The 19,019-nt window shown below is 42.0% G+C and carries 21 protein-coding genes; 1 reads left to right on the top strand and 20 read right to left on the bottom strand.

Translation table 11 applies throughout. From position 1 onward, the window contains the following. Positions 1–402: 402 nt before the first annotated feature. From ndk to prsW, 20 genes are all read right to left on the bottom strand, one after another. A complete protein-coding gene (ndk, locus tag AC623_RS12375) occupies positions 403–849 on the bottom strand; it encodes a nucleoside-diphosphate kinase (protein WP_049662901.1) in 447 nt (148 codons plus the stop codon). A gap of 94 nt (positions 850–943) precedes the next feature. Next, on the bottom strand, positions 944–1,906 hold the full coding sequence (gene hepT / locus AC623_RS12380; protein WP_049662902.1) for a heptaprenyl diphosphate synthase component II: 963 nt from the start codon (positions 1,904–1,906) through the stop codon (positions 944–946). 18 nt (positions 1,907–1,924) lie between these two features. Next, entirely contained in the window at positions 1,925–2,632 is a 708-nt protein-coding gene (locus AC623_RS12385) for a demethylmenaquinone methyltransferase (protein WP_049662903.1), read from the bottom strand. A gap of 3 nt (positions 2,633–2,635) precedes the next feature. Next, positions 2,636–3,436 carry a heptaprenyl diphosphate synthase component 1 gene (locus AC623_RS12390; RefSeq protein ID WP_049662905.1) on the bottom strand — a complete coding sequence of 267 codons (801 nt, stop codon included), beginning with the start codon at positions 3,434–3,436 and terminating at the stop codon, positions 2,636–2,638. A 12-nt stretch (positions 3,437–3,448) separates the two neighbouring features. Then, a complete protein-coding gene (gene mtrB / locus AC623_RS12395; protein ID WP_049662906.1) occupies positions 3,449–3,676 on the bottom strand; it encodes a trp RNA-binding attenuation protein MtrB in 228 nt (75 codons plus the stop codon). 21 nt (positions 3,677–3,697) lie between these two features. After that, a complete protein-coding gene (gene folE, locus AC623_RS12400; protein ID WP_049662908.1) occupies positions 3,698–4,264 on the bottom strand; it encodes a GTP cyclohydrolase I FolE in 567 nt (188 codons plus the stop codon). 288 nt (positions 4,265–4,552) lie between these two features. Beyond that, entirely contained in the window at positions 4,553–4,825 is a 273-nt protein-coding gene (locus tag AC623_RS12405; RefSeq protein ID WP_041096968.1) for an HU family DNA-binding protein, read from the bottom strand. Positions 4,826–5,093: 268 nt separating this feature from the next. Further along, positions 5,094–6,572, bottom strand: a complete 1,479-nt coding sequence (spoIVA, locus tag AC623_RS12410; protein ID WP_049662911.1) for a stage IV sporulation protein A — start codon at positions 6,570–6,572, stop codon at positions 5,094–5,096. 145 nt (positions 6,573–6,717) lie between these two features. Continuing rightward, complete coding sequence (locus AC623_RS12415; protein WP_049662912.1) at positions 6,718–7,425, bottom strand: hypothetical protein; 708 nt, start codon at positions 7,423–7,425, stop codon at positions 6,718–6,720. A gap of 23 nt (positions 7,426–7,448) precedes the next feature. Continuing rightward, complete coding sequence (locus AC623_RS12420; RefSeq protein ID WP_049662914.1) at positions 7,449–7,646, bottom strand: DUF2768 domain-containing protein; 198 nt, start codon at positions 7,644–7,646, stop codon at positions 7,449–7,451. A 253-nt stretch (positions 7,647–7,899) separates the two neighbouring features. After that, positions 7,900–8,949, bottom strand: coding sequence for an NAD(P)H-dependent glycerol-3-phosphate dehydrogenase (locus AC623_RS12425; protein WP_049662916.1), 1,050 nt, complete (start codon positions 8,947–8,949; stop codon positions 7,900–7,902). A gap of 20 nt (positions 8,950–8,969) precedes the next feature. Beyond that, entirely contained in the window at positions 8,970–10,280 is a 1,311-nt protein-coding gene (gene der, locus AC623_RS12430; protein ID WP_049662917.1) for a ribosome biogenesis GTPase Der, read from the bottom strand. 184 nt (positions 10,281–10,464) lie between these two features. Further along, a complete protein-coding gene (fni, locus tag AC623_RS12435) occupies positions 10,465–11,514 on the bottom strand; it encodes a type 2 isopentenyl-diphosphate Delta-isomerase (protein WP_049662919.1) in 1,050 nt (349 codons plus the stop codon). 81 nt (positions 11,515–11,595) lie between these two features. Then, positions 11,596–12,744, bottom strand: coding sequence for a 30S ribosomal protein S1 (rpsA, locus tag AC623_RS12440; protein WP_049662920.1), 1,149 nt, complete (start codon positions 12,742–12,744; stop codon positions 11,596–11,598). Positions 12,745–12,843: 99 nt separating this feature from the next. Continuing rightward, positions 12,844–13,428 (bottom strand): lysophospholipid acyltransferase family protein, encoded by a 585-nt coding sequence (locus tag AC623_RS12445; RefSeq protein ID WP_049662922.1) that lies wholly within the window; start codon positions 13,426–13,428, stop codon positions 12,844–12,846. Next, positions 13,422–14,102: a (d)CMP kinase gene (gene cmk, locus AC623_RS12450; protein ID WP_049662924.1), complete on the bottom strand. Its 681-nt coding sequence runs from the start codon at positions 14,100–14,102 to the stop codon at positions 13,422–13,424. The genes AC623_RS12445 and cmk overlap by 7 nt, the downstream gene beginning before the upstream one ends. 90 nt (positions 14,103–14,192) lie before the next feature. Beyond that, positions 14,193–14,855, bottom strand: a complete 663-nt coding sequence (locus AC623_RS12455) for a flagellar brake protein (RefSeq protein WP_049662925.1) — start codon at positions 14,853–14,855, stop codon at positions 14,193–14,195. A gap of 113 nt (positions 14,856–14,968) precedes the next feature. Next, positions 14,969–16,318, bottom strand: a complete 1,350-nt coding sequence (gene ypeB / locus AC623_RS12460; RefSeq protein ID WP_049662927.1) for a germination protein YpeB — start codon at positions 16,316–16,318, stop codon at positions 14,969–14,971. Positions 16,319–16,332: 14 nt separating this feature from the next. Further along, complete coding sequence (gene sleB / locus AC623_RS12465; protein ID WP_442853571.1) at positions 16,333–17,079, bottom strand: spore cortex-lytic enzyme; 747 nt, start codon at positions 17,077–17,079, stop codon at positions 16,333–16,335. A 123-nt stretch (positions 17,080–17,202) separates the two neighbouring features. Continuing rightward, complete coding sequence (gene prsW / locus AC623_RS12470; RefSeq protein WP_049662928.1) at positions 17,203–17,886, bottom strand: glutamic-type intramembrane protease PrsW; 684 nt, start codon at positions 17,884–17,886, stop codon at positions 17,203–17,205. A 99-nt stretch (positions 17,887–17,985) separates the two neighbouring features. Here prsW and AC623_RS12475 point away from each other — a divergent pair, with 99 nt between their 5' ends. Continuing rightward, entirely contained in the window at positions 17,986–18,960 is a 975-nt protein-coding gene (locus AC623_RS12475) for an asparaginase (RefSeq protein ID WP_197091014.1), read from the top strand. The last annotated feature ends 59 nt before the right edge of the window (positions 18,961–19,019 follow it).

A 19,019-nucleotide genomic window follows, 5' to 3' on the forward strand; every position in this document is an offset into this window, starting at 1 on the left:
GTCCAAAAATAAATAAAAAAGAAAAGGCTGAAATGTTGATCTAACAATATTTCTGCCTTTTCTTTTTATATAATTTCATTTTAAAAAACGTTTGGACAGTGCTTCGGAATTTTCGAGGGGTCAAAGAACGACTCCGGCTAAAATTCTTCCACTATTCTACCACGCTAGGCAAGCGCCTTCCACTGGAGGTCATAAGACAAGCCGCCCGAAGGTCAAAGAGCAACCTTCCAGACGGCTTGTCTTATGCTTGTCGCCGATAAACGGCCGTTTCCACTTTAATTAATGTCCAGCTGCAGGCGCTAGCGCATACGGCGGTTTCAGAATTTCTGGGGAGTCAAAGAACGACTCCCACAAAAATTCTTCAAACCTCCTATTGCGCTGAGCAAGCGCCTTCCGCTTTTATTAGTAAATCCACTCGTTGATTTGTTTGTTGTAAGTGGTTAATTCCTCTTCTTTAAAGAAGATAGAGATTTCTCTTTCTGCACTTTCTGGAGAATCAGAACCGTGAATGATATTTTTGCCGACTGTTACGCCGAAATCGCCGCGGATTGTTCCAGGTGCTGCATCTTTAGGGTTTGTAGATCCCATCATTTGACGAGCTGTAGCAATCACATTTTCACCTTCCCAAACCATAGCAAATACAGGGCTAGAAGTAATGAAGTCTACTAACTCACCGAAGAAAGGACGCTCTTTATGCTCTGCATAATGCTGTTCAGCTGTTTCTTTAGAAACGCTCATTAATTTTGCGCCTACTAATTGAAAACCTTTCTTTTCAAAGCGAGCTACGATTTCGCCAATTAAGCCTCTTTGAACACCATCAGGTTTTACCATTAAATATGTTTTTTCCATTGTATTCACTCCTATAATATGTATCGTTTTTTAATAACAATCCTTAAAAATAGTACCATTGATTGGGCCAGTTGACAACATTTCCGCTAAAAAACTAATATTTTCGCTTGCCGATGAATCTGGCAATATCCCGAAGTGATTTTTTCGTCCGATTGGAGGGCAGATCATCCAGTATAGTCAAAGCTCGGTTTAAATAGCGCTGACTTAACGCATGTGAGCGGTCGATAGCATCACTCTGCTTGATACAATGAATAATATCATCTATATCTGATTTTACTGTATGCTTATTAACCCGAACAATTCTTGCTTGCAACTGCTCATCTTCTAGTGCATACAGAACCGGAAGCGTCACATTCCCTTGCCAAAGATCGCTTCCGGCCGGCTTGCCCAGCTCCTCTTCTGTCGCAGTTAGATCCAGTATGTCGTCTGTAATCTGAAAAGCCATTCCAACATTGTAGCCAAATTGAAACAGCTTTTCATGAACAGCTTTCGGGACATTGGCAGAAATGGCACCTATTTGGCAGCTTGCTGCAATTAATATAGCGGTCTTACGCTTAATTCTCCGTAAGTAATCCCGCAAATTTTGGTCAAAACGATACTTATCCTTGATTTGATTGATTTCCCCAACGCATAATTCGACCATTGTGTTCGACAAAATCCGGTGCGCTTCGATATCTTCAATTTCTGTCATGTATTCTAAGGCTCTTGCGAAAATATAGTCGCCCGTATACATAGCTACTCGATTATCCCACTCAGCTTTTACTGTCGGCTGCCCTCGCCGGAGCTCTGCATTATCAATCACATCATCATGTACTAGTGAAGCCATATGAATTAATTCAAGAGCCACCGCTATGTTTTTAACCCGTTCTATATTATAGTCACCAAATTTGGCAGCAAGCAGCACAAAAACTGGTCGAATCCGTTTTCCTCCTGCCTGCAGCAAATGAAGCGATGCATCCCGCAATGAAGGAGAGGAAGAAGAAATCGCCATCTCTAATTCTTTTTCTATTAAATCAATATCCGCTTTTAGGAACGAATATAGCATAGTTAACTTCATTTTTTCCACCCAGCTTATTTACTTTTGTTTAAAACCAATATGGGTTGCCGCTACGCCGCCTGTATGTGGCATATAACTGACATTGATAAGCCCTGCCTGTTCAAACATTTGCTTTAACTCTTTCATTCCGGGAAAATCACGGGCAGATTCCTGAAGCCAGGAATATTCTTTATAGCTCTTTGCGAATAACTTTCCAAACAGCGGCATAATAAAACGAAAGTAAAAGAAATACAGCTGCCGGAAACCGAGCATGGTCGGCTGGGAAGTTTCCAGGCACACAGCCATCCCGCCCGGCTTAAGAACGCGGTGCATCTCGCGAAGTACCTGCATATAATCCGGTACATTGCGAAGACCAAATCCAATCGTCACATAATCAAACGTATTGTCCTCAAACGGAAGCTCCATTGCATTCCCCTGAATCATTTCTACTTGGTCTAAACCGAATTCTTCTATCTTCCTTTTGCCAACACTCAACATATTTTGACTAAAATCGAGTCCGACTACACGTCCCTCTGGCCCAACAGCTTGAGCGAGGGCGATCGTCCAGTCCCCTGTTCCACAGCATACATCAAGGGCTGTCTCCTTTTTCTGGACGTTCATTTTCTTCATCGTGTTATTTCTCCACCGCTTATGCTGCTGAAAGCTGATTAAGGAATTCATTTGATCGTAATTAGAGGAAATCTTCTCAAACACGCCATGAACTTTTTCTTCTTTCGATTGTTGCATTCATTAACCTTCTTCCGCATATGTTTTGTTTCCGAAGACCGTATTATACAGCAATCCGTATAATTGCTCCTCCGAATTAGCAGGCCATTGTTCATCTAAAGCTCGTTCCGCCTCTTCTTTAACTTGATTGATATAGTCATCATAAACCTGCACAATAGCTTGTTGATTCTCAAGTGAAAGTGGACTTGTTTTTTGCGGAAAGATCAAGCTTTCGATCGCTTTAGCTGTTAAAGCCTGTCCTTCTGTTATAAAGCGCTGTTTTTCCCGTAATAGCCGTTTAGCAAACAATAACCGAGAAACGAGCGGAAAAAAAGACTGAACGCGAAAGACAGTGTAAAAGCGTTCGACAATTTCCGTCTCAATTTTACACACACTTTCCATTAAGGATTCCATAGAGGTGTGTTCTTGCTGATAAAGGATAATCTTATTCTCATTAATACTTTTAACAGCATCTGAAAGAGCACGGATCATTCGAATGTCTTTTAATTCCGCTAAAATCTGATAGTACAAGCCGCTGAAATAATCACCGGCGAGTACGGTTAGCTGTTGATCTATTGCAATTTCATCCGATGAAGTTATTACTTTTTCGTGGGTATCAAGAGCGATCTGAATTAAGCTGGCTGTTGTAATATATTTTACTGTCTCGTCTGACGACAATTGATCCATAGTGAAAGGCAGCATTAAAGTGAGCAAGCGAAGCTCGTCAACTTCTGGCTTTTCAATAAATTTCTTTAAATATGGATAAGAAAGCCTCCGTTGCACTTCTTGTTTAATCATTATTTTTCTTTCAAGCCATTCATTCATCTCGTCTACCCCTTACGATTCATTTCCGCTTTCCACTTCACCGAAACTTGTAATAATTTTTGCGCGGCCGCGAACTTTAATGGCCGAAGTATGCTCTGTAAACTGAGCAATCATGACTTCTCCTTTATCCAGCTTTTCCGAATGATGAAAGCGAGTGTCTGATCCTCTTGTTAAACCAATCACATTCACTCCGTCTTCTATCGCTCGGATCATAATAAAGTCGGCCTGATTATTCTTCATTTGACCTCAACCTCTTTTCTATCAGCCTTTAATCAAATTCAACAGCTCTGAGCGTAAGTGTACGTCATTGGCATACTTTCCGCGTGCCGCTGTTGTGACTGTTTTCGCTCCCGGCTTCTTCACTCCACGCATAGCCATGCACATATGCTCCGCCTCTATTACGACCATTACACCATGTGGCTGCAGCTTCTCCATAATGGCATCAGCTACTTCAGCCGTGATACGTTCCTGGAGCTGCGGGCGTCTTGCTACCGTTTCTACTGCTCTTGCCAATTTGCTAAGCCCTGTAACTTTTCCGTTCTTAGGAAGATACGCTACATGAGCATGTCCGAAAAAGGGAACAAGATGATGCTCGCACAAAGAGTAAAAAGGAATGTCTTTTACTAATACAAGCTCTTCATAATCCTCCCCAAAAATAGTTTCAAAATATTCTTTTGGATCTTTATTTAAACCGGAGAAAATTTCCTCGTACATTTTAGCTACCCGCTTAGGTGTATCTAGCAGCCCTTCACGGTTAGGATCCTCTCCGACTGCCTCTAAGATCATCCGAACTGCTTCTTCAATTTGAGCACGATTCACTTCAGCCATCCTCTACAATCCTCTCTATCAATCGTAAAATTAAAACACTCACTAAATAGTAGCATAACTATTCAAAAAGCGGAAGCGCCTGTTCTGTCTGGACAGGCAATTGTTTTTCCCTATCCAATAATGCCTGAGGACAGTCACCCCTGTCTTTTTTGTAGTTCACTAGAAAAAAGTAATGGAATTCATTCACCTAAATAAGAAAGTGAACACTTTGTTTTATATGAGTACAAATAGATGGAACAAAAAAGAGAGACCATGAAGGCCTCTCCCTGTAGCCGTTAGGCTATGTAATTATTTAACTGCATCTTTCAAAGCTTTTCCTGGTTTAAATGCAGGTACTTTGCTCGCTGCAATCTCGATTTCTGCTCCAGTTTGCGGGTTGCGCCCTTTACGTGCAGAACGCTCGCGTACTTCAAAGTTTCCGAAACCAATCAATTGGACTTTGTCTCCGCTTGCTAATGAGTTTTGGATGGCATCAAAGACGGCCTCAACCGCTTTAGTAGCATCTTTTTTAGATAATTCTGCTGTTTCTGCAACTTGATTAATTAAATCTGTTTTGTTCATGCCATTCACCTCCTCCCAAAGGGGGTTTCAACGAAAGTGTGTATCTTGTACCATTACTTTCATTCCTAAGCCAATTTTTCATTTTTTATACATTAAAACGAAAAAAAGCTTTTAAATCAATGTTTTTACACATTAATTCTGTTAAAAGATTATCACATAAGAAATGCCATATCAAGCAGAATCCCTTAATAATTCTCATTCTTTCTAGCTTTGGGGCAAAAAACAAAAAAGACTCCCCTGCCGTTAAAGGAAGTCTGCGAACAAATACTTACAAAATAATGGCAATCATGCCTCCTGAGCCTTCATTTATAATTCTCTCTAATGTTTCTTTTAGCTTATATCGCGCATTCTCCGGCATAAGTGAGAGCTTGCCCTGAATCCCTTCCCGTACGATCGAGCTTAAATTCCGGCCAAATATGTCAGAGTTCCAGATCGATAGCGGATCATCCTCAAAGTCTTGCATTAAGTAGCGAACGAGCTCCTCACTTTGCTTTTCCGTTCCTATGATTGGCGCAAATTCCGATTCTACATCCACTTTAATCATATGAATAGAAGGAGCCACTGCTTTCAATCTTACTCCGAAGCGCGACCCTTGCCTGATGATTTCTGGTTCATCAAGGCTCATATCCGTAAGTGAAGGAGCTGCTACACCATACCCCGTCTGTTTTACCATACGCAGAGCGTCAGCAATTTGATCATACTCTGTTTTAGCGGTGGCAAATTCCTGCATTAATTCGAGCAAATGATCTTTTCCACGAACCTCTACTCCTACAATTTCTTTTAATACCCGGTCGTATAACTCATCTGGAGCATATAAATCAATTTCTGCTACACCTTGCCCCATGTCCATGCCTGCAAGTCCAGCACTTTCAATAAATTCATACTGATCAAATTGTCCAATGACTCGGTCTACATCTCTAAGACGCTTAATATCCTGGACCGTTTCTTTTATCGCTTCTTGGTAATGGCCACGCAGCCAATGGTTTTCCTTTAGTACCATTACCCACCCAGGCAGGTTCACATTCACCTCATGTACTGGAAACTCAAACAAGGCCTCGCGCAGCACACTCATTACATCAGTTTCCCTCATGCTCTCAACCGACATTGCTACAACTGGGATATCATATTTCTCTACTAAACTTTCACGCAGGCTTTCTGTCTCTGCATGATGAGGGCGAGCAGAATTCACAATCATAATAAATGGTTTGCCTACTTCTTTTAATTCTTCAACGAGACGCTCTTCCGCTTCCAAATAGTTCGCTCTTGGAATTTCTCCGACGGTCCCATCTGTTGTAATTAATACGCCAATTGTTGAATGCTCTTGAATTACTTTTCTCGTGCCGATTTCGGCTGCTTCATGAAAAGGAATCGGCTCTTCAAACCAAGGAGTATGAATCATCCGAGGGCCGTTCTCATCTTCATATCCTTTCGCTCCCTCAATCACATATCCTACACAGTCAACAAGCCGTACATTTACCGAAAGTCCTTCATCCACATTTATAGAAATTGCCTGATTGGGCACGAATTTAGGCTCTGTCGTCATGATTTGTTTGCCTGCCGCGCTTTGTGGCAGTTCATCAAGCGCTCTCGCTTTTTCCGCTTCATTGTCTATATTAGGAAGAACAAGCAGTTCCATAAATTTTTTAATGAACGTGGATTTCCCCGTACGGACCGCCCCAACTACTCCTAAATAGATATCTCCACCTGTCCGTTCAGCTATATCTTTAAAAATATCTGCTTTTTCCAAGAAATTCCCTCCCGACTTTATTGTTTGCTTTTTTTATTAGCGGCATTGTTCCTACAGTAAATTGTATGATGTTGTCCTGCTCTTATATGACTGAAAATATTCCTATAAAATAAAAGAAGCCGTCCTGAAAGCGGACGACTCCTCATCATTTCACCATAAAAACGGGCTCATTTTTCTCGTTTACTGTATAAGGAAGAGAAAAAGCGGGAGCAAATAGGGAACCTTCTAACAATAATGGTCTAATGTCTTCCCCTGACTTCATCTTTTTTCCTGATTTCTTCAGCGCCGCATACAAATCACTGCTGTAATCTACATAAATATGACCGTCACCTGAAATGACAAGAGGAAGGTTTTGGTTCGTATACGGACTGACAACATAAGGTTCCTCTTTAAACCCTATTTTTTTAAAGTCTAATGTATAAACATTATTCGCTATATTGTCTTTAAAGGGCGGGTATCCTTGTGACCTGATACGCATTTGTATATCTCTAATTTGTTCCGCCATGCGCAAATCAATTAATTTAACAGTAGGATTCTTCTCAACATCCACGAGGGCATATTGAAAAATCCCACCCGACTCAAAAGCATTCCCTGGAGGTTCAGCTATAAACTGCGGCATGAGCTTTTTAAAATCTATTGGATATTTTTCGTACAACGGCGTGCCTTCTTCTTTTGTTTTAATTGGCAAAATTCCGCCATTCGCCTCTTTAAATTGATCGACTGCAGACTGTACAGACCGAACTTGATCCTCATACGGCATTCGATTTTCTGCACGCCGCTCTTGCGGAAACATACAGCCGCTCATAAACGACGCTGTGAGGGTAACTATGAGAACAATTGCTAGTTTTTTCATTCACTGATTCTCTCCTTCAATCATCACGCTGGACCGCTAAATACAATATATACCATGATCAATCCGCCGATAATCATACAAGCGTATGCTAACAGAGCGGAGATAGCTTTTAAAACAACATTTTTAAATTTATAACGGCTTACATAGATAGCAAAAACAGAGAAAATCATTAATCCCATACCCGCAAAGGAAATCCACATATTCATCATGGCTGCTGACATCTTCCACTGCCCCTTTCCTTGATCAATCGTTGTATCGAGAGTCATACATCAGAGTAAGACTCGGCAACCGCTCTTCTTATCGTCATGATTATAACATAACAACTGGATAATTGGGCAACCTAACCACATAAAAAGAGCTAAAGCAGCTTTTACTGCTTTAGCTTAACGACCATCAATTTATTAAGTGCTGGCTTATTCACTTTCATTATATGACTATACTGCAAGCTTTGATTATTTCAAACGCCCTTTCCTCTCAGATCTCCTGTTGTCGATCCATAATGTGGACGAGGCTTTCCATTTCATTTGTCTTCATACGGGCCATTAATTCATCTACAGCTGCTTTCGGGTCCTTTTCTTCAAATAAAATCCCATATAACGCTTCCGTAATCGGCATCTCTACGCCATACTTAACAGAAAGCTGACGGGCTGCCCTCGTTGTGCGTACGCCTTCAACGACCATTCCCATATTATCAAGAACGTCTTGCAGCTTCCGGCCTTTTCCAAGCATATTACCCGCACGCCAATTTCGTGAATGAACACTTGTACACGTCACAATTAAATCACCAATTCCCGTTAAACCGGAAAAGGTGAGCGGATCGGCTCCCATTTTTGTTCCTAAGCGCGCAATTTCCGCAAGGCCCCTTGTGATTAAAGCTGCTTTTGCATTGTCTCCGTAGCCAAGCCCATCAGAGATACCCGCTGCCAGCGCGATGATATTTTTTAAAGCTCCTCCGATTTCCACTCCGACTACATCTGGATTCGTGTAAACGCGAAAATGCTGATTCATAAAAATATCTTGGATTCTTTCTGCTGCCTTCATATTCTCAGAGGAAACCGTCACAGTCGTTGGATGACGAAGACTCACTTCCTCTGCATGGCTTGGTCCAGAGAGAACAACGATATCTTTACAGAGCTCTTCAGGCAGCTCTTCTCTAATCATTTCTGATATGCGCATAAGGGTGTCAGGCTCAATCCCTTTGCTAACATGGACAACAGTAAAAGGTTCTGTCCGGATATTTTTGATCGACTGGAGCACCTCGCGAATAGCTTTTGTTGGCACAGCCAACACAACGACATCCAATCCGCTTAATACGTCCTCTATCGAACTAAACGCAAGGATGTTTTTAGGTAACTCGACATCAGGTAAATATTGATGATTTGTATGTTTTTCATTAATTTCTTCTACACGTTTCTCATTTTGGGTCCACAGGCGAACTTCATGACCATTATCAGCCAAGACGATGGCTAGTGCCGTTCCCCAGCTGCCTGCGCCAACCACTGCAATGCTCTCTTTGTTTTTCATGGATACTCACCAGCTTTTCCTTATTTTCGGGCACGTGAAAGAATGCGTATCGGCGTCCCTTCAAAGCCAAACGCTTCACGGATACGATTTTGCAAAAAGCGCTCATAAGAGAAATGCATAAGCTCTGGCTCATTCACAAAAACAACAAATGTTGGCGGCTTAACAGCTACCTGTGTTGCATAGTAAATTCTCAAGCGCTTGCCTTTATCAGTCGGTGTCGGATTCATTGCAACTGCATCCATCACCACATCATTTAAGACACTGGACTGAACGCGCATCGAATGACTTTCGCTTACCTGATTAATAACTGGCAGCAACGTATGCACCCGCTTCTTTGTCTTAGCAGAAAGGAAAACAATCGGTGCATAGTCAAGGAATAAAAAGTGGCTGCGAATGTTTTCCTCGAATGCTTTCATTGTTTTTTCATCTTTTTCAATAGCATCCCACTTATTGACGACAATAATGACAGCTCGTCCAGCTTCATGAGCGTAGCCCGCAATATGCTTATCCTGTTCTCTTATGCCTTCTTCAGCATTTAAAACGACGAGGACGACATCGGATCGTTCGATGGCACGGAGCGCCCGAAGTACACTGTATTTTTCGGTTGTTTCGTAAATCTTCCCTTTTTTACGCATGCCGGCTGTATCAATGATCACATATTCTTGGCCCTCATACATATAAGGCGAGTCAATGGCATCTCTCGTTGTGCCGGCGATGTCACTGACAATGACACGTTCTTCTCCAAGCAGCGCGTTCACCAACGAAGATTTGCCGACATTCGGGCGGCCAATTAAAGAAAATTTGATAACATCCTCATCATACTCTTCTTCATCCGCATTTGGAAAATGGCTGACAACAGCGTCCAGCATATCCCCAAGACCAATACCGTGAGCTCCCGAAATCGGAAACGGTTCACCAAAGCCTAAAGCATAAAAATCATAAATTTGGCTTCTCATTTCCGGATTATCTACTTTATTAACAGCTAAAACGATCGGCTTTTTGGACCGGTATAATATTTTAGCTACTTCTTCATCTGCAGTTGTCACTCCTTCACGACCGCTCGTTAAGAAAATGATGACATCTGCTTCTTCAATGGCGATTTCCGCTTGTTGGCGTATTTGTTCTAAAAATGGTTCATCGCCAATGTCAATTCCACCTGTATCAATGATATTAAACTCATTATTTAGCCATTCACCTGTACTATATATGCGATCTCTCGTCACGCCCGGTACATCTTCAACAATGGAGATTCTTTCACCGACGATCCGGTTAAAAATAGTTGATTTTCCAACGTTCGGACGACCGACAATCGCCACAACTGGTTTCACCATTTGGTTCACCCTTTCTATACCTACATTCTATCTCATTTTTAGCTTTTCCATCCGTAAAAATAAAACCCTTCTGACAGGAGAAGGGCTTTTTCTGAACTCGTTCATTTTATCAATATTCCTAGTACCAAGCAACTATAATCATTTGTTTTCCAAAATAACCGCTGCTTGTGAACAGGTGATATCCCTATCTTTGAGCCAATGCAGCCGGATCACATCCGCGGATATGAAGCCAGTGGAACGTCTCTCCGCTAAGGATGAGAGGCACTTTATGGAGATCTGTCACTTTTTTGGCTCCTACCGCACACATAATCAGCTTAAGGTCCTCGTGCAAGGAAGATAGCTCCGCTGCCAACGCCTCCGCACCGTTTTCCATCAATACACTAAGCAGCGAACCGGCCATCCCAGCCGCTGCTGCCCCTAGTGCAAGGGATTTGGCGACATCCAGGCTGTTCTGCAGCCCTCCAGATGCGATCACGTCCAACTGATCAACAGCTGTTTTACATTCAACAATGGCTGCAGCTGTTGGAATTCCCCAGCTATTGAAATAATCCAGTCTCTTCTTACGGCGTTTATTTTCTACAGCAGCAAAGTTAGTACCGCCGAATCCGCTTACATCAACAGCAGCAACAGGCAAGGCAGCCAGCTTCTTTATAGCCTCTCGACCTAACCCAAAGCCTGTTTCTTTTACAATGACTGGGACAGGCAGCTTATCAGCTATTAACCCAATCCGCTCAACTGCCCCCTTAAAGCTTCTATCCCCCTCCGGCATTGTCAGCTCTTGAATGACATTTAAGTGGATTTGCAAAGCATTCGCTTCAACCATTTCGACCGCTGCTTCAGCCTGTTCTACAGTTGCCTCGCTGCCTAAATTAGCTAAAATAATCCCATCTCCGTAAAGCTTGCGAACAACTTTAAATGATCGCCGTTCCTCCTGGTTTTTTAAAGCCGACATTTGGGAACCAACCGCCATCGCCACTCCCGCTTCTTTTGCCGCTAGAGCCAGCTCGCCGTTAATTCTCTCTGTTTCTCTTCCGCCACCGCCTGTCATGGCATTGATAAAAATTGGCGAACCTAGTGAAAGTCCGCCAATTTTCGTTTGGATGGATATTTCCTCAAGCGCGGTATCGGGAAGACTTTGATGAACAAACGTTATATCATCAAGCCCCGTCCGTCTATTTTGCCCTGTAGAAAGCGCATATTGAATATGATCTCGTTTTCTTTGTGCCCTCGTCACTATTTATCACCGTTTTCTTGTGCTATGCGTTCAAAAAGAAGAACGGATCTATATCAAACAGATCCGAACTTCGTGTGGTGCTTATTCTTCTCGTTTTAATCCTTTTAATTGATCCCCAATCATTTCGCCAAGCTGGAATCCAGTATTTTCTTCCGGCATCGTATAAGATTCAGTTTCTTGGCGGGATGGTTCTTCATCAAATGGTTTCATCGTCAATGATAGACGATTTTCCTCTTCGCTCACATCAAGTACTTTTACTTTTACTTCTTGACCCTCTTTTAATACTTCATGAGGAGTACCGATATGTCTGTTAGAAATTTGCGAAATGTGAACTAACCCTTCTACTCCTGGGAAAACTTCTACGAATGCGCCATAAGAAACTAGACGCTTAACGGTTCCTGTTAACTCAGCTCCAACAGGGGCTTTCTCAGAAATATTTGTCCAAGGTCCTGGAAGCGTTTCTTTAATGGATAAAGAAATTCTTTCACTGTCCCGGTCAACCGATAATACTTTCACCTTTACTTCTTGGCCTTCTTGGATAACATCAGACGGCTTTTCAACGTGCTCATGTGACAACTGTGAGATGTGTACGAGTCCGTCTACACCGCCAATATCAACGAACGCCCCGAAATCTGTTAGACGCTGTACTTTCCCTTCAAGAACATCTCCTGCCTGAATTTCAGAAAGCACTTTCTTTTTGTTTTCTGATTTTTGCATATCAATCACAGCTCGATGGGATAAGATCAAGCGGTTCTTTTCCTGATCGAGTTCAACAATTTTAAAGCTCATTGTTTTTCCTTTGTAATCTTCAAAGTCTTCAACGTAGTGATCTTCCACTAACGAAGCAGGAATAAATCCGCGAATGCCAAGATCTACAACGAGTCCGCCTTTTACTACTTCTTTTACTTCAGCTTCAAACACTTCACCATTCTCGAAGCGCTTTTGCATTTCTTCCCAAGCTTTTTCTGCATCTGCTTTTCGTTTGGAAAGAACATAAAGATCATCTTCTTCTTTTGTTATTTGGAGTTCGAGTTTGTCTCCCTCTTTCACAACATCGGTTGCTTTTTCTACATGGAGGCTGGAAAGTTCACTGATTGGAATAATACCATCTTTTTTGCTTCCTTCAATTTCAACTTGGACTTGTTTTTCTTCCACTTTTACCACAGTTGCTTGTACTTTATCGCCCACTGCGTAATTGTTCACTTCTACTTGATTCATGTCCTCTGTCATATGTACTCCTCCTTAATACAGAACTACTTACATTTATTTGATAAAATATTCTTTCTACTAACTTCTAACAATTGACCGCATTTGTCAAGCAGTAAGCTTTTATTGTGATTCCTCTTTTAAGCGACGGATATGAGACATAATGACGGCCGTTGTTTCTTCAGCGCTTGCTTTGCGGCCGCGCAGCTCTTCCATATCAATCGGAGGACCGTATACTACTTTCACTTTCCGAAATGCTTTATAGGGGCCAATGATGACACATGGCACAACATGGGCATCTGTGCGCAAAGCAAAGAATCCTGCCCCTGCCATTCCTTCGCCGATTTCACCTGTTTTAGAACGGGTGCCTTCAGGAAAAAGCCCGAGCACTTTGCCTTCTTTTAAAAATTTAATCCCTTTTCGAAGAGCTTCTCTATCACTCGCTCCTCTTTTAACGGGAAATGCATTCAAGTTAGCTAACATTTTCCCGAAAACGGGAATTTTAAACAACTCTTCTTTTGCCATAAATAAAATAGGTCTTGGAGCAGTAATACCTACTAATGGAGGATCAAGATTATCAATGTGATTGCTGCATAGAAGGACACCGCCTTCTTTCGGAAAATGCTCCCGTCCACGTACTTCTACACGATAAAGGGGCATTAATACCGATTTTACGACTGATCTAGCAATTGTATAAAATGTTACCATGCTTGTTCCCTTTCTTTTACAATAGAAATAATTTTATCGACAACATCCATAATGGATAAAGAAGTCGTATCTAGTTCTACTGCATCTTCCGCTTTTTTTAGCGGGGCGGCTTCCCGTTCTGAATCCATTTTATCGCGAAGAATAATCTCTTCTTTTAATTTCTCTATATCTGACGAAAACCCTTTAGAAATGTTTTCCAAATGTCTTCTTTTCGCTCGCTCTTCTACACTTGCCTTAAGAAAAATCTTCACCTCGGCATCAGGAAGGACATGGGTACCGATATCACGTCCATCCATGACGACTCCCCCCTTTTCAGCAAACAGCTGCTGGCGCTTGACCATCTCTTGGCGAACAGGCGCATGTTTGGCAACAAAAGAAACAGCATTTGTTACTTCGTTTGTTCTAATTTCGTTTGTCACATCTTGATCATTTATAAAGACGAGCTGGCCGGCTTTTCCTGGTCTTAAATCAATAACTGATTTACGGAGCAGCTCTAACAGCTTTTCTGCATCTTCTAAATTAGTATCTGTTTGAAGAGCTTTGTACGTCAAAGCTCGATACATGGCACCTGTATCAATATAAATATAGGATAGCTTTTCAGCGATAATTTTTGCTACGGTACTTTTCCCTGCGGCAGCCGGGCCGTCAATGGCTATTTGAATTTGTTTTTTCATAGCGTCCACCTTCTAAACATTTTTTCTCCTTATTCTATCATATGGAGAGAGATTATTTCTCCAAAAAAAAGCCTGCCGACTGGCAGGTGGTCATTGAATTAATCCTTTTCTTTTCATAATGAGCTGGCGTTCAAAACAGAAGCGAAGTAAAATCTGCTGGTCCGTCTGCCGTATGTCTATGAACTCAACCGAGGCAATAACCCGATCTTTATGATCTGTGCGTACTCGTACAATACACACAGGTATTTCAAAATAATAACGCTCACCGGATTGCATCGGAATAGAAAGATATACTCTTCCTCTATTTCCACTTTCGGCCTCTATTCCTGCCGGCAGAGCTACGGCAATCCCTCCAGCACTAATATCCTCCGTCGCAGCTGTAAAAGGAGGAGCATCGTCCAAGTGAACAGCTACATCAACCGGTGTAGGAACCCGGACGAATTTCCGCCTTTGAATGCGCTCATACTTCTCTGGACCTGGATCATGGAGGATTAAAAGTGGAATCTCCCTTTTCGTCCGGCCTTTTATTTCGGTATTAAACGTGTAAACAGCTGAAGAATATTTTGGATCAATGAATTCAGCCGATAGCTGTGTACCATCCACGAAAAAAGTAGAGCGATTCGTGCTAATATTCACCGGGTAATCAATGAGTACCTCTCCCTCATCGATATCTGCTACTCGGCAGCGATAATGCTCTTGTTGACCTTCCCCATCTGTAGAAACAAGCAGTAAATACATCCCCGTTTCAATCATTGTTATCACTCACCTAATTCCTTCTCCCTAGAGGGGGCTTACATTCATTCTTTCTTCGAATTATAGTAGGTGAGTAGTAAAAAAGCAATGAGCGATCACTCTAATTGGAACTTTTATAGCAGGTTGTCATAAACTGGTTCTGCTTGATTCATTCGTTCCACCTGCTCCTCTGTTCCGTCTTTTGCATTAATTAAAATGCGATAGGTTTCCTCACCCAGAGTGCCTAAAAACTCATAGCATAGCACTTCCTGATTAAGTTCATTTGTAACAACAGCAAGTCGCTTTTCCTGTATGCGGACTCTTGGGTTAATAAATTCTTCTGCTTCCTTCTCTGTTAATACAGGCTTTTCTAATTTTCTCTCGTGATGGTTCTCTAAATATTCGTTCGCTGCTACCCCAACAACTTGCCCATTATCCAAAGCTACTTTTACTTTCACGGCATCTGGGTAAATTCGAACCTTATCCTGCTGGCCAACAAAAGTGAAGACACCAACATTGTCATATTGCGTACTATCATAAAGCACCAGATTCTTCATTTTGTGCCGCTCTAAGAAAGCGGCAGCCTTATTGTTTGCTTCATTTAAACTAATTTTTTGCTCTCCCACTTCTCTATTTACGATATACCAAAGCGGATAGCCGCCTTTTCTAGTGATATCGATATTCGCTTCCTCACCTTTGTTATTTCTCAGGTAGACACTGTAAAAAGAAAAGTCAGATCCTTTCCCGCTTTTCGTTACCTTGACATCGTTTACCTGCTTCATCTGAATGTAGGATTTTGCTCTTTCTTTTGCTTCTCTTTTCGTGATTGGCGCTGCTTTACTATCCTTCAAATGATTTACATCCAGCTCATTTGTATCACCGGGAAGTGTACTAGCATTCGTTTCACTGTAGCCTTCTGCTTTTTTCTCTACTGTTTTGAATCCATCGATGATAGTATTATCGTCTCCTTCTTTTTCAGAAGCTAAAGCCATTTCTACGTCCATCCATCTTAAGTTATTTTTTAGTGTCATATGCTGAACTTTTCTCAATTCACCTTGAATATCAGCTGACTGCTTATATAGATTTTTTAAGTGATTATATTCCTTATCGGTAAGCGGTTCCTTCTCTAAATCTCTAACAGCCGCTTTATAACTAAACTCACCCATATTGCCGAGAAATTCTTCTGTTTTATTGAATGGCAAGAGGGTCAGCGGCAGCTGGCCAACGTCACTTTGTGCTTCCGATGTAAGCCGCCAGACATCAGCAAGCGCCGGCGAAAGCGACTTACGAGAGTTCATAGCTAAAGTAGCTCCGATTTGATCATGGATCCGGTCTATTCCAAAGGTTAAATCATGAAAAGCGCGCTGGTAGCTGTTTTCAGCATTGATTAAAATAGCATTCTTTTCTTTATGCTCTTGATAACCCCAGACACCAGCACCAACAGCGGCCAGCGATAATACAGCAATCATTAATCCACGCAGCATCGTAATCCCCCCTTTTATTCACAGAAAATATGCTTTCCGATTTTTTTAATTTGCGGTCTCGTCCAAATCCATGCACTTGTTGCTGTATCAGGATTAAAATAATACAAAGCATTCCCCGTCGGATCCCAGCCGTTAATGGCATCTAATACCGCACGCTTTGATGTTTCGTTCGGCGTAAGCCAAATTTGTCCATCTGCAACAGCAGTGAAGGCGCGAGGCTCAAAAATAACACCAGATACGGTGTTGGGGAAGCTTTGGCTTTCTAATCGATTTAAAATAACTGCCGCTACGGCTACTTGCCCTTCGTATGGTTCTCCGCGCGCTTCTCCATGGACTGCATTGGCCATTAACTGGATATCATTCTGCGAAAAACCAGGCGGTGTGCTTTGAGCTATCGGCTTATTCTTTGAGGTTCCTTTTCCGTAGTAAGTAAAGGAACCGCCTTTATTAATTTGTGATTTTACATATGCTTCATCATACTTTGATGCCTTTACAAGTTTATTCTTTGTTGAGGCGCCAACAAGACCATCAATTGGCAGTCCAAAAGCCTCTTGAAAGTTGCGGACCGCCCAGTAAGTTCCCCAGCCATATACACCGTCGATTTTTCCTTTGTAATAACCGATGTATTGAAGCCTCGCTTGCAGTTCAATAACATCATCCCCTGAAGCTCCTTTTTGGATGACCTGTCCGGAAAATGCACGCGAAGTTTCCGGCATAATAAATAAGCTGCCGGTGAAGAGACTAATAGCAAACGAAATCATGACTGCTGTTTGTTTCATATTAGAACGAATTCTCATCTTTTTTGCCCTCCATCTCATCGATGATGTGTACGGGTATTTTTTGCAAGGTGCATATTTTTATACAAAAAAAGAAGCCCTTTTCAATTAAGAGCTTCTATCCCGAACGATTCGAAGATGATGTTGGTCCGTCAATCTATGGGCTTGCTTCACTTTCTTCAAGGCTAACCACCAAAGAAATAACATAAAAGGGATCATATAATAAAGCCAAACCGATTCAATAAATAAAATATAATCGTATAATCCATGCAGCAAAAATGGACTGAGAAGAGAAAGCCATAACCATTTGTTTCTCTTCCCATCTTGGCTGAATTTAGCCTTTCCCAAATAAAATCCCATTAGCACCCCAAAAAGTGCATGGCTTGAAACTGGAAGCAATGCCCGAAAAAAAGCGTGTTCTACCCCGTAAGCCAATAAGTAGAGAATATTTTCCGCTGTCGCAAAACCAAGCGACACACTCGTCCCATACACAATGCCATCATACGGCTCATCAAAGTCCATATGCTGATAAATTAAATAAAATAAGATAAACCATTTCACGAACTCTTCAAACAGCCCGCTCGTTAAAAAAGCAGTAGCCGCATTAGAAAGAGCGATTCCCTCTTCTGCTATCACATACTGAATGAACATGACCGGAAAAGTAAGCAGCGCTCCGTAAATAAACGCTTTCGCTACCGTTGCTACCGGTTCTGTTTCATATTGATCACGCAAATAAAAATAACATAAAAGCGCCAGTCCAGGAGCCACACCTGCCGAAAAAACCGCCAGCATTCATTTAGCCTCTTTTCTTTCGGTTTTCTTCATCGTATCATTATTAAAAAGGATTGAACATAGATAATCCAAATTTGTGCATTGGAGGTTTTTCTCTTGTTGAAAAAACGCATATTTGTTATCCATACAGGCGGTACTATTTCGATGCAGGAAGACAAGCAATCAGGGGCAGTGAAGCCAACCGATAAAAATCCTCTCGTTTCATTTGACCATTTATTCGATGAGGTGGCGACGATTGTTTCTGCCGAACCATTTCATCTTCCTTCTCCACATATTACTCCGAAAGAGATGCTTGGACTAAAAAATTTAATTGAGCAGACACTTCAGCAAGAACCATTTGATGGGGTCGTCATCACGCATGGGACAGATACGCTGGAAGAGACCGCTTATTTTCTCGATTTAACCCTGACAACGGATGTTCCGGTAGTTGTCACAGGGGCTATGCGCTCTAGCAATGAAATTGGAGCAGACGGGCTTTATAATTTAATCTCATCTGTCCGTGTAGCAGCCTGCAGCGAGGCTAAGGGCAAAGGAGTGATGGTCGTTTTGAATGATGAGATTCACTCAGCTGATAACGTCACAAAGACGCATACCAGCAATATTTCAACCTTCCAAAGTCCTCAATACGGGCCGATTGGGATTATTACAAAAAGAAAAGTTCTTTTTCATCACGAGCCGGCCATTCGCCCGAAAATCCCTGTCGCTGCAGTCGATAAGCGAGTAGCGTTAATAAAGGCATACGCCGGCATGGACTCTTATTTGCTCTCCGCTTTGAAAGAACTCCATTACGACGGAGTGGTGATCGAAGCGCTTGGCCAAGGCAACCTGCCTCCTGCCGCCGTTTCAGCAGTGAAAGAACTGATCAATGAAAAAATTCCTGTTGTACTCGTCTCTCGATGCTTTAACGGCATCGTCCAAGACATATACGGATATGAAGGCGGCGGCAAACAATTGAAAGAGCTGGGGGTTATCTTCTCCAATGGATTAAATGGGCAAAAAGCACGCTTAAAGCTGCTCATCGCTTTAGGGTCTGAACAAGCCTCCATAAAACTTGAAGCGTTATTTGAATCATAAAAAAAACGGGCAAACGCTGCCCGTTTTTTACATATAGTCATTAAGCCTTCAAAACTAGA

The organism is Bacillus sp. FJAT-27231 (genome assembly GCF_001183975.1).
In the GTDB taxonomy this organism is placed as follows: Bacteria; Bacillota; Bacilli; order Bacillales; family Domibacillaceae; genus Pseudobacillus; species Pseudobacillus wudalianchiensis.

Excerpts from the sequence above, each read along its gene's own strand:
- ndk (WP_049662901.1), bottom strand. The coding sequence starts at position 849 with ATGGAAAAAACATATTTAATGGTAAAACCTGATGGTGTTCAAAGAGGC.
- hepT (WP_049662902.1), bottom strand. The coding sequence starts at position 1,906 with ATGAAGTTAACTATGCTATATTCGTTCCTAAAAGCGGATATTGATTTA.
- AC623_RS12385 (WP_049662903.1), bottom strand. The coding sequence starts at position 2,632 with ATGCAACAATCGAAAGAAGAAAAAGTTCATGGCGTGTTTGAGAAGATT.
- AC623_RS12390 (WP_049662905.1), bottom strand. The coding sequence starts at position 3,436 with ATGAATGAATGGCTTGAAAGAAAAATAATGATTAAACAAGAAGTGCAA.
- mtrB (WP_049662906.1), bottom strand. The coding sequence starts at position 3,676 with ATGAAGAATAATCAGGCCGACTTTATTATGATCCGAGCGATAGAAGAC.
- folE (WP_049662908.1), bottom strand. The coding sequence starts at position 4,264 with ATGGCTGAAGTGAATCGTGCTCAAATTGAAGAAGCAGTTCGGATGATC.
- AC623_RS12405 (WP_041096968.1), bottom strand. The coding sequence starts at position 4,825 with ATGAACAAAACAGATTTAATTAATCAAGTTGCAGAAACAGCAGAATTA.
- AC623_RS12415 (WP_049662912.1), bottom strand. The coding sequence starts at position 7,425 with ATGAAAAAACTAGCAATTGTTCTCATAGTTACCCTCACAGCGTCGTTT.
- AC623_RS12420 (WP_049662914.1), bottom strand. The coding sequence starts at position 7,646 with ATGTCAGCAGCCATGATGAATATGTGGATTTCCTTTGCGGGTATGGGA.
- AC623_RS12425 (WP_049662916.1), bottom strand. The coding sequence starts at position 8,949 with ATGAAAAACAAAGAGAGCATTGCAGTGGTTGGCGCAGGCAGCTGGGGA.
- der (WP_049662917.1), bottom strand. The coding sequence starts at position 10,280 with ATGGTGAAACCAGTTGTGGCGATTGTCGGTCGTCCGAACGTTGGAAAA.
- rpsA (WP_049662920.1), bottom strand. The coding sequence starts at position 12,744 with ATGACAGAGGACATGAATCAAGTAGAAGTGAACAATTACGCAGTGGGC.
- AC623_RS12445 (WP_049662922.1), bottom strand. The coding sequence starts at position 13,428 with ATGGTAACATTTTATACAATTGCTAGATCAGTCGTAAAATCGGTATTA.
- cmk (WP_049662924.1), bottom strand. The coding sequence starts at position 14,102 with ATGAAAAAACAAATTCAAATAGCCATTGACGGCCCGGCTGCCGCAGGG.
- AC623_RS12455 (WP_049662925.1), bottom strand. The coding sequence starts at position 14,855 with ATGATTGAAACGGGGATGTATTTACTGCTTGTTTCTACAGATGGGGAA.
- ypeB (WP_049662927.1), bottom strand. The coding sequence starts at position 16,318 with ATGCTGCGTGGATTAATGATTGCTGTATTATCGCTGGCCGCTGTTGGT.
- sleB (WP_442853571.1), bottom strand. The coding sequence starts at position 17,079 with ATGATTTCGTTTGCTATTAGTCTCTTCACCGGCAGCTTATTTATTATG.
- prsW (WP_049662928.1), bottom strand. The coding sequence starts at position 17,886 with ATGCTGGCGGTTTTTTCGGCAGGTGTGGCTCCTGGACTGGCGCTTTTA.